Raw genomic sequence first — 10,067 nt, forward strand, 5'->3', positions numbered from 1 at the left:
GATCAGTTACCGGTTTACGGTTAACAAACTCACAGATATCTGTGATGGATTAGCTAATTGTTGAAATTACTACTAACCGCAAACCATGAGCAGCTGCTAGAAAAGATAACTTACGGGAGTTGGGCGGAGTGGAGCAGGCTCTGCCTGATCTCTTCGAGAACATCTTTTTCAGTGATTTTTCTTTCATCGCAATCCAGGACGTAGAAAACTTCGACCACCTGGTCGGAGCGGGTGCCGATTTTTGCCCGAAAGACGTTGATCTGGAAATCGGTCAATGTTCGACTGATGGCGTAAGCGATTCCGGGTTGATTGGTGGCATACACTTCAATAATGGTGTAGGTGTCTGAGGCTTCGTTGTCAAAGACCACCTTGGCCGGGGCCTGGATTTTGGCCGACCCTTTGCGGCTGGATTGGTGTTTTTGGCGGAGGCGATACTCCAGGCCCAAACGGTGGTTGATCGCCTTTTGAAGGTCTGAGCTGAACTGCCGCCAATCTTGATCGGCGTGGGATTTATCGTACACTGATTGGACGTTAATGACGTCAACTACTGTGCCATCGGGCCAGGTAAAGATTTGCGCGGCTAACAGGCGCAGGTTGTTTAAAGAGATGACCCCAAAGATTTTGGTGAGTAGTCCAGGCCGGTCGCGGGTCAGGATCAGGATAGACCAGTGTCCGTCTCTATCGTGAGGCACGACGATCAGGTCTTGGTCTCGAAGTTTCTGGCTCTCTCTAATATGATCGGCAATCTCCTCCGGCGCAAAATTCAGCAGGTAGTCGTCGGGTAGCATGGTCAGATCTACAGGGCTGCTGCCGCTAAGGCGATCTAATACCTTCTCTCTGATCCACTCTATCCCAGCACTCAGGTCCTGAGGACCTTCTCCTGTTTTCTCCAGCAGCAAGGCAATTTTCAAGTATAGATCAAGCAGCAGCGCCGCTTTCCAGTCATTCCATACTGTTGGTCCGGTAGCCATGGCGTCGGCGATGGAAATTAGGTAGAGCAAGGCGAGCTTTTCCAAAGAGCCGATGCGTTCTGCGCAACGTTTGATCATGCCGGCATCGTCGAGATCCCGGCGAAGGGCGGTGTTGGTCAGAAAGAGGTGGTTTGCTACCGTAAAATTCAGCAGTTCCTGCTCGTGGACGTCAAGTCCTAAGCGATCGCCGATCTGACGCGCAAGCTCGGCCCCTTTGTGTTCATGGTCAACTCCGTAGCCCTTGCCGATATCGTGAAGAAGGCCAGCAAGATAGAGCATGTGCGGGGCGGTGATAATCCTGAAGATATTGGCTTGGTCGCTGGCAAGCTGGTGGAGGATCGTTACGGTCTGGAGCAGGTGGAGGTCGACAGTAAAGACATGATAGATATCATGCTGAGCCAAGGATTTCAGATGGGAGAATTCAGGTAGGTAGGCGGTTAATACCCCGCACTCCAGCATCGATTCGAGTACGGATTGTGGAGCTTTGTCCTGGCAGAGGATGTTGATGAAGAGTCGTGCCATCTGTCGGTTGCTTCGAAGTTCGTCATTTAGTAACTCGAGATTGGCTTTAATGATCTTTCTGGTCAGGTGGTGCACCGGCAGTCCGGCGCTTGCGGCATGATAAAAGATCTTCAGCAGGAATGACGGGTTGTCGGCCAGGTGTTCGGGCGCTGTCAGTCGGATCCTGCCTTTACGGGCAATGATGCCGGGTTCTAATTCCTGAGTGTCATCAGTCTGAGCTGTGGCAGGTTGCGTGTTCAGCACGTCAAAGACATGTTCGAAGAACAGATCAGTTGTGGCGGCGATGGTCTGGAGGTGGGTGTGAACTTCGCGCATGAAATGCTCAACAGCTATGATTCCCTTGGTGTTGCGGTAGTTGAGGGCCTTGGCGATCTCTTCCTGATGTTCGAAATAGAGCTGGTCGTTTTTGCGGGAGCTGATGTAGTGCAGGCGGTTGCGGATTTCTATTAATTTTTCCCAGGCTCCCTCGAATCGTTGGTGTTCGTTTTCGGTCAGCAGGCCGGCGTCTCTGAGGGAGCAGAGGTCTTTTAAGCCAAAGACAACTTTGGCTGTCCAGAGCATGGCCTGGATGTCACGGAGTCCGCCGCGGATCTCCTTGATGTGGGGTTCGAGGCGGTAGCTGTGCAGGCCGAAGCGTCGATGCCGCTCGTCCCTGTGGCAGGTCATGTCTTCGAGAAAAGACAAGCGCTGACCAAGAATGAACCGCTCCTGGTAGGCGGATTGCAGCTGATCGAAAAGGGATTTGTCCCCTGCGATGAAACGAGCATCAAGCAGGGCAACTCGAAAGAAGAAGTCTTCTGCCGCGTCGGAGAGACATGTGTCGATGGTGCGGACGCTGTGGCCGACCTCGAGCCCTGCGTCCCACAAGGGGTAGAAGATGGCCTCGGTCACTGTTGTCAGCGCCTCCTCTTGTTCCGGTTGGTGCAGGAGGAGGAGGTCGATGTCGGAAAAAGGGAAGAGTTCGCTACGACCGTAACCCCCGACTGCTACCAGGGATAATCCTTTTGCTGCGGCAGGGCAGGCGGTGAACTTTTGGCGCAGATGGGTATCGATTAAATGGGTGTGTTCTTCGAGCAGGGCTCGACCTTTCAACCCTTGTCGCCACAGGACTTCCAGGATTTCGCGCCGGGTTCGCAGATTGGCCGGATCCGCCGGTTCGGAAGTAGAGTGCACAGGGATCAGATGGCGTCTACGCCTTTTTCCCCGGTTCGTACCCGGATGACTTCTTCTACTGGTAGGATAAAGATCTTGCCATCGCCGATTTTGCCGGTATGTGCGGCTTGGCGGATGCACTCGACGATTTCGTCCACATGGTCTGTTTCGACGATCAGTTCGAGTTTGACTTTGGGGATGAAGTCGACCACATATTCGGCGCCACGGTAAATTTCCTTATGCCCTTTTTGGCGACCATAACCCTTGACCTCTGTCAAGGTCATTCCTTTGATACCTTTAGCGTTTAATGCCTCTTTGACATCATCCAGCTTGAAAGGTTTGATGATTGCTTCGATTTTCTTCATGATTTCTTCTCCTGGTAGCGAAAAGTCCCTGTAGGTTGGGTTAGCGCAGCGTAACCCAACATCTAAGGCGCCATTGTTTGTGGGGTTGCGGCTTAATTGTACGCTGTTTCGCTGTGCTCGCTCTGGTCGAGACCGGTGACTTCGTTTTCTGGGCTGACACGCAGACCCATGGCCGCATTGATGATTTTCAAGAGAATCCAACTTACCACAAAGGCGTAGGCGCCGACAACAACTACTCCAAAAATTTGGGTGCCAAGAAAGGCTGGGTTGCCAGCGAGTAGCCCGTCGGCTCCTGCCGGGTTGATGGCCTTTGAGGCAAAGATGCCAAGACAGATAGTGCCGATAACCCCGCCAACTCCATGAATGCCGATAACGTCCAGTGAATCGTCCAGCCTGATTCTGTTTTTTAAGGAAACGGCAATGTAGCAGGCGATGCCGGCAATCATGCCGATGGCAATCGCGGCAATCGGGCTGATAAATCCAGCTGCTGGGGTGACTGTTGCAAGTCCTGCCACTGCCCCTGAGGCAGCGCCTAAGGTGGTGGGTTTGCGGCGGTGAACCCATTCGGAAAGAGTCCATACTGCCATCCCTGCCATTCCTGCCAAGTGGGTAGAGACAAAGGCTGTGGCCGCAATGCCATTGGCTGCCAAAGCGCTGCCTCCGTTGAAACCAAACCATCCGAACCAGAGAAGTCCAGTGCCGAGAACGGTCATGGGAAGGTTGTGGGGCATGAAGCTATGTTTGCCAAACCCTTTGCGCGGGCCGATGACTATAGCGGCAGCCAGTGCAGCTGCGCCGGAGGTGAGATGGACCACTAGGCCACCGGCGAAATCAAGGACGCCACGTGCCGCCAGCCATCCGCCCGAACCCCATATCCAGTGGCAAACCGGGTTGTAAACCAGGATTGTCCAGGCAAGGGCAAAAACGACAAAGGGAGCGAAACGAACACGTTCGGCGAAAGTACCAGTGATAAGGGCAGGCGTTATGATGGCGAACATGCACTGGTAGATCATGAACACGTTCTGGGGGATGGTGGTAGCATAGGTAGGACTTGGATCTGCACCAACAGAGTGGAGTCCGAACCACGACAGGTTGCCGATGATCCCTTGAATGTCCGGGCCAAATGACATGGTATAGCCCAGCAAGACCCACTCGATGCTGATAACTGAGATCATGAACAGGCTTTGCATGAAGGTTCCCAGGACGTTTTTACTACTGACCATCCCGCCGTAAAAAAGGGCGAGGCCTGGAGTCATCAGCAGTACCAGTCCGGCTGATGCCAGTATGAAGGCGGTATCTCCGGTGTTGATCATTTTGTTTCTCCTTTGAGTGTGGTGATTTGATTTGCTCGGGGGCCAGGAAAAGGGAATCAGTCGCAAATTTGTTAATTATTTTTTCTTTGCATCTATTGTGCCTGTTTTTTAATTTTGTAATTAGTGCATTGATTTAATGGTTTTTAATCGCTTTTTTTGCGTTGGTTGTTGGATATTTTTTTTGTCATTTTTGTTTGATTTCATAAGATAATTGACGAAAAAGTAATTTATTGTTGGGTAGGTGGCGAGCGGCGGGGGGAACGAAGGAAAGATCTTGGGAGAAATGATTCGATTGCCGTATTAGAACAAAAAAAGCTGGCATCGGATCAGTCCGGCGCCAGCTTTTTTTGTTCTAATACGGCGTTGAAAATAAAACCGTGATACTGTGTTTTTAGTGTTTAATCGCTATGCCCCCCGTAGGAGTAATACGAGCTGCCACAGTAGTTGCCGCTGCGATCGTAACCATTTTTGTCTTTGCCTTCACGGTCGTAACCGTCACGGTCACGCTGGTAATCACTCTTGTAGCCATCCCAGTCATAGCTATCGCGGTCATAGCCGTCATGGTTGTAACCATCCTTGTCGTAACAGGTTTTGTCCCACCAGTTGCAGGTGTTGGAGCCAGTATCCGTGCAGACCGCTTGCACAGTAGCCTGGGCGGAAACACTGCATTCCTGCCAGGATTTGACGGTGGCAGTTGCCGTGTTGGTGGTTGTGTCCTTGATGCAGGCGGATTTCTTAAGAACGCTGGTGCCGTTGGTTGCCAGGGTGTTGATGGTGCCTATGTAGCCGAGTTTGTCGTCCGTTACCATTACGCTTTGCACTGCATTTCCAGTATTGTTTACCGTGTACGTATAGGTTACTAGATTGTCACTTGGGCAGATGTCTGTTGATGGTGAGCATCCGCTACCGTCATGGTCAGTTCGAGAATGGCCACTCCGGTCGCGGCCGTCCTTGTTCCAGCCATTTTTGTCATAACCATTTCGGTCGTATCCATTTTGGTTGCAGCCTTGGCGGTCATAACCTTCTTTGTCCCTGCCTTCTGCGTTATAACCGTCCAAGTCGTATCCGTAGCGATTGAGCCCAGATTGCTGATGGACATCTTTTGAATGGCCTTCTCGGCAGTGGCCGCTCCGGTCGAAGCCACTTTTGTCATAGCCGTCCCGATCATATCCCTTACGGTCGCTGCCATCCTTGTCATATCCCTGGTGGTCATAGCCATGCCTGTCATAGCCGCTGCTGTTGTGGCCGTTGCGGTTGTAGCCATCCTTGTCGTAGCCTTCAGGGTTATGACCGTAGCGCTCATGTTCACTTTTGCTGTGGCCCTCGCGGCAGCGGTCGTATCGGTCGAAGCCATCCTTGTTGTAGCCGTCTTCATCGTAGCCGTCATGGCCAAACCCTTTGCGGTCATAACCATCCCAGTCATATCCATCCTTGTCATATCCATCCTTGTCATAACCGTCATCACCGAAGCAGGAGCCGTCGCCAAATACCGCTTTGGTGACCGTGCTCTTATCGACGGTTTTGGTGATGGACAATCCGCAGTTTATCGGTGCTGGTGTGGACCCACCGCAGTAACTGGCATCGTCGGTGTCGCTGACGGTGACGGTCGTTGCGCCATTGATGTACTTGCCGGTTGTGGTTGCGGTGTTGGTTTGCAGGCCGATTTTGGCGTTAAATGGTCCGATAGTGCAATCATCGAACTCGCCGGCGGCTAACACATTACTTATGGTACAGGCTGGATGGGTAGAGTCTGTGATAAGAACTTGGCTCAACGCTGTATTGCCGGTGTTAGTGACCACAAATTTGTACGAAACTTGACCCGGGACGCACGATGGTGGTGGGGGTACAGTGGTGCAGGATTCCTGGCCATTCTGGTAGGAGAAGTCACTGGAGTTAACTTTGGAAAGTTTTCCTCCGTGAGAGCTTTTGCCAAAATTGACTTGGAAATCGCCGACTTTGTAGCCGCTGCCAACATCCACGGAACAGTCGGTCTTGACCGTGCCATTGAGCCGTGAGTCTACATAGACGGAAATTTCCGAGGTGCAGGTGTCTGAGCTGTCCTTGCCGGAGAATTTGAACTTTCCTTCCGGTTTAACGGATCCTTTGTAGAGTTCGCGGCCGTCTTTATCCTTGACCTGCACGGTTTTCTCATACCTTCCTCTGTAGACCATTTCAAGTTCGGTAATCTTGCCGTCGCAAGGCTTATCGTCACGAGTAATGCTGTTTCCATCATAGGCACAGAGGATTCCCCCGTTTAGGCTGGTTCCACTCATCACCTGGAATTTTCCGGCAACCAGTCCTGGGCCGATAGGCTGAGAGCAACTGGTGTGGATAAGAGTGTGGTAGGAGCCGTTCAAGTAGATCTTAATCTCGGTAGTGAGATTGTTGTAATTGTTGGCGAGAGAAAACGTGAGCATCTCCCCAGAGGTGATCGCGCTTTTCTCAAAGAGGGTGTACCCGTCCTTGTTGACGATTTTAACTTTAGCGGTACTGCCGGTATATCCAAGGGTGAGTTCACTGACTTTGCCGTTACATGTGCCGCAGGTTGGAGCAGGGTTTGCCCCTCCGTAGCTGATTGCACACAGTTGTCCGCCGTTCAAGCTGCTGCCGGAAACAACTGTGAAGTTTCCTGCGATTAATCCTGGCCCGATGGGTACTGAGCAACTGGTGTGGATCGATGTGTGGAATAGGCCGTTAACATAGAGCTTGATGCTTGGGGTCAGCCTTCCTGATCCGTCAGCCAGGGCCAGTGAGATTTGACCATTCGGCTGTACAGTCTGATTGAAGAGGGTGTAGCCGTCCTTGTTGGTGATTTTCACAGCGGCCGCTTGAATGCCATTGTAGAGGAGTGTGAGATTGCTGACTTTCCCGTCGCATGGTGCACAGTTTGTGCCGGTAGTGCCGTCACAAGCGTTGATCTGTGGAGCATCAGCGCAGTCAGTGATGCCGTTGGCATCAAGCCAGGTCGAGCCACCATTTAACGAAACATATTTGTTTATTTCGATAGATGGTGAGTCGACCATGACCGTTGATTCATCGCTGTCGGTGTAATTCATGCTGTTATAGGTACCGGTAACCGTGGCGATGTTGGTGAGGTTAGCAGTGATGTTAGTGGCTATGCATGTGTAGCTTGTGCTGATGCCAGGAGCCAGATCACCAATGGTTTTTGCGCAAGCCGGAATCTGTGCATCGGTTACCGCCACATTGGTAAGTGGGGCGGTTCCGGTGTTGGTGACAACGATTTCGAAGGAAACATCGCTGCCACTGATAACAGTGCGGCTATCCGGCCCTTCCGCCTGTTTGCGAATGTCGATGGCGGGGTTGAGTTGATTGATGCCGCCGCAGTAACTGGCATTGTCAGTATCACTGACAGTAACTGCCATGGCGCCGGTGATGTAATCTCCGGTTGCGGTGGCAGTGTTAGTGTGCAGGCCTGGTGTTGAGTCGAACGGTCCGATAATACACTCATCAATTTCTCCGGCGGCTAGCACACTGCTCACGGAACACGCCTGGTGGTCAGTGTCGGAGAGCGTGACATTGGATAACGAAGTATTTCCAGTGTTGGTGACGACAAACTTGTAGGAGACCTTGTCCGGTGTGCACGGCGGCGCTGTAGGCAAATAGGTACAGGTTTCCTGGCCGTTTTGGTAAAGGTAGTCGTTGGAACTTATTTTGGAGAGTTTACCGCCATGTGAACTCTTGCCCGTGCTGACCTTGAAGTCTCCGACTTTGTAACCACTGCCGATGTCCTGAGAGCAGTCGGTTTTGATTGTGCCGTGGAACCTGGACTCAACGTAGACGGTGACATCGGAGGTGCAGGTGCCGTAATTGTCCTTGCCGGAGAATTTGAACGATTTTCCTGGTTTAACCGAGCCTTTGAAGAGTTCTCGACCGTCCTTGTCCTTCACTAGAACAGACTTTTCGTAGTTCCCGTTGTAGACCATTTCAAGTTCGGTGATCTTGCCATCGCAGGACTTGCTATCACTGGTGGAAACGATACCGTCATAGGGGCAGAGGATACCGCCGTTCAAACTGGCTCCACTGATCACCTGGAAATTTCCGAAAACAAGTCCCGGGCCAATGGGCTGCGAGCAACTGGTGTGGATTGAGGTGTGGTAATAGCCATTTAGATAAATCTTGATATCGGTGGTTAAATTGCCGTAACCGTTGGCAAGTGAGAAATTAAGCATTTCGCCTGGGGTGACGATATCCTTCAGAAGAAGGGTGTATCCGTCCTTATTGACAATCTTAACCTTGGCATTGCTATTTCCGGTGTAACCAAGTGTGAGCTGGCTGACTTTACCGTTACAGGTCCCGCAGGTCGGAGCAGGGTCGGTTCCGGCGCAGCTGACCGAACATAGTTGTCCGCCGTTAAGGCTAGAGCCCGATACCACCTCGAAGTTGCCGACGATCAGTCCTGGACCAATGGGTTGGGAGCAGCTGGTATGCAGAGAGGTGTATAGCAGGCCGTCAACATAAATTTTGATGCTCGGGGTCAGCTTGCCGTCACTGTCTGCCAGGGACAGAACAATTATCCCTTCGGGCTGAACTGTCTGGGTATAGAGCGTGAAGCCGTTCCTGTTGGTGATCTTCACAATTGCGGCCTTGGTGCCATGGTAGAGCAGAGAGAGATCGCTGACTTTACCGTCGCATGGACCACAGGAGGAGCCGGAAGTGCCGTCACACGATCCTGCCTGAGGTGCGTCGGCGCAGTCGTTGATATCGTTGGCCTCAAGCCAAGTCATGCCGCCATCGACAGAGACGAGCTTGTTGACTTCGATAGATGGCGTGTCAACCATAACAGTCGATTCATCGCTGTCGGTATAATTCATGCCGTTGTGGATACCGTTAACCATGGCGATATTGGTGAAGTTAGCAGTGACGTTACCTGTTGTGCACGTGTAGCTCGTGCTGATGCCAGGTGCCAGATCACCAATAGTTTTTGCGCATGCCGGAACCAATGTATCGGTTACTTCAACATTGGTGAGCGGGGCATTTCCGGTGTTAGTGACTACGATTTCAAAGGAAACATCGCTGCCGTTGATAACAGTGCGGCTGTCCGGTCCTTCCGCCTGTTTACGAATGTCGATAGAAGGGACAATCGCAACAAGACCGGCGTCGATGGTATCATTGTTTACCATATAAGTGGCACATGGCACGATGCCGGTAATCTGGTTAGCGTCAGAGTCGAGAACATCGTCATTACCTTCGTTTGCCTTGCTGAAGGTGAAGCCGGCGGGTAGCAGGAATTGGACTTGGTATTGGCCACCTATGGGAACGATAAAGCTGTATTTGCCTCCATTATCGGTGATAGTGGAGGCAACGAAATCGCCGGTGCAGTCAAGGAGCTTAATGAGCACACCGTCCTTGCCTGTGTTGCCGTCATCTTGAATACCGTTGTTATTGGTGTCCATCCAGACGTAGTTGCCAATGGTGATAGGCTGCCAGTAACCAAAATCAACATCAGTCTTATTGTCACCCGCGGCAATGGTTACCGTGGCGCAGTTGTCAAGCGGGGTAACGAGATCGTATGACTGAGTGAATCCCGCCATTGGGACGGTGCAGACGGTGTACTCACCGGCCATGAGATTGGGGAAGGAGTAAGTGCCGTTGTTGGTCTGGGTCGTGCCGGTGAAGCCGTTTGGTCCGGTGATAGTGACGCTCCAATTGTCGAGACCGTTTTCGCCGATATCCTGCACGCCGTCATGGTTGAGATCGTTCCAGACAAAGTCGCCGATAGCTGC

The 10,067-nt window shown here is 52.0% G+C and carries 4 protein-coding genes; all 4 read right to left on the reverse strand.

Going from position 1 to position 10,067, the window contains the following annotated elements:
* Positions 1-110: 110 nt before the first annotated feature.
* On the reverse strand, positions 111-2,786 hold the full coding sequence (gene glnD / locus FP815_05655) for a [protein-PII] uridylyltransferase (GenBank protein MBA3014422.1): 2,676 nt from the start codon (positions 2,784-2,786) through the stop codon (positions 111-113).
* Positions 2,672-3,010, reverse strand: a complete 339-nt coding sequence (locus tag FP815_05660; GenBank protein MBA3014423.1) for a P-II family nitrogen regulator — start codon at positions 3,008-3,010, stop codon at positions 2,672-2,674. Before FP815_05660 ends, glnD begins: the two co-directional genes overlap by 115 nt.
* Positions 3,011-3,102: 92 nt before the next feature.
* Positions 3,103-4,323: an ammonium transporter gene (locus FP815_05665; GenBank protein MBA3014424.1), complete on the reverse strand. Its 1,221-nt coding sequence runs from the start codon at positions 4,321-4,323 to the stop codon at positions 3,103-3,105.
* Positions 4,324-4,721: 398 nt separating this feature from the next.
* Positions 4,722-10,067 (reverse strand): hypothetical protein (locus FP815_05670; protein MBA3014425.1); only part of this gene is annotated, 5,346 nt, incomplete at its 5' end.

The organism is Desulfobulbaceae bacterium (assembly GCA_013792005.1).
Classification (GTDB): Bacteria; Desulfobacterota; Desulfobulbia; order Desulfobulbales; family VMSU01; genus VMSU01.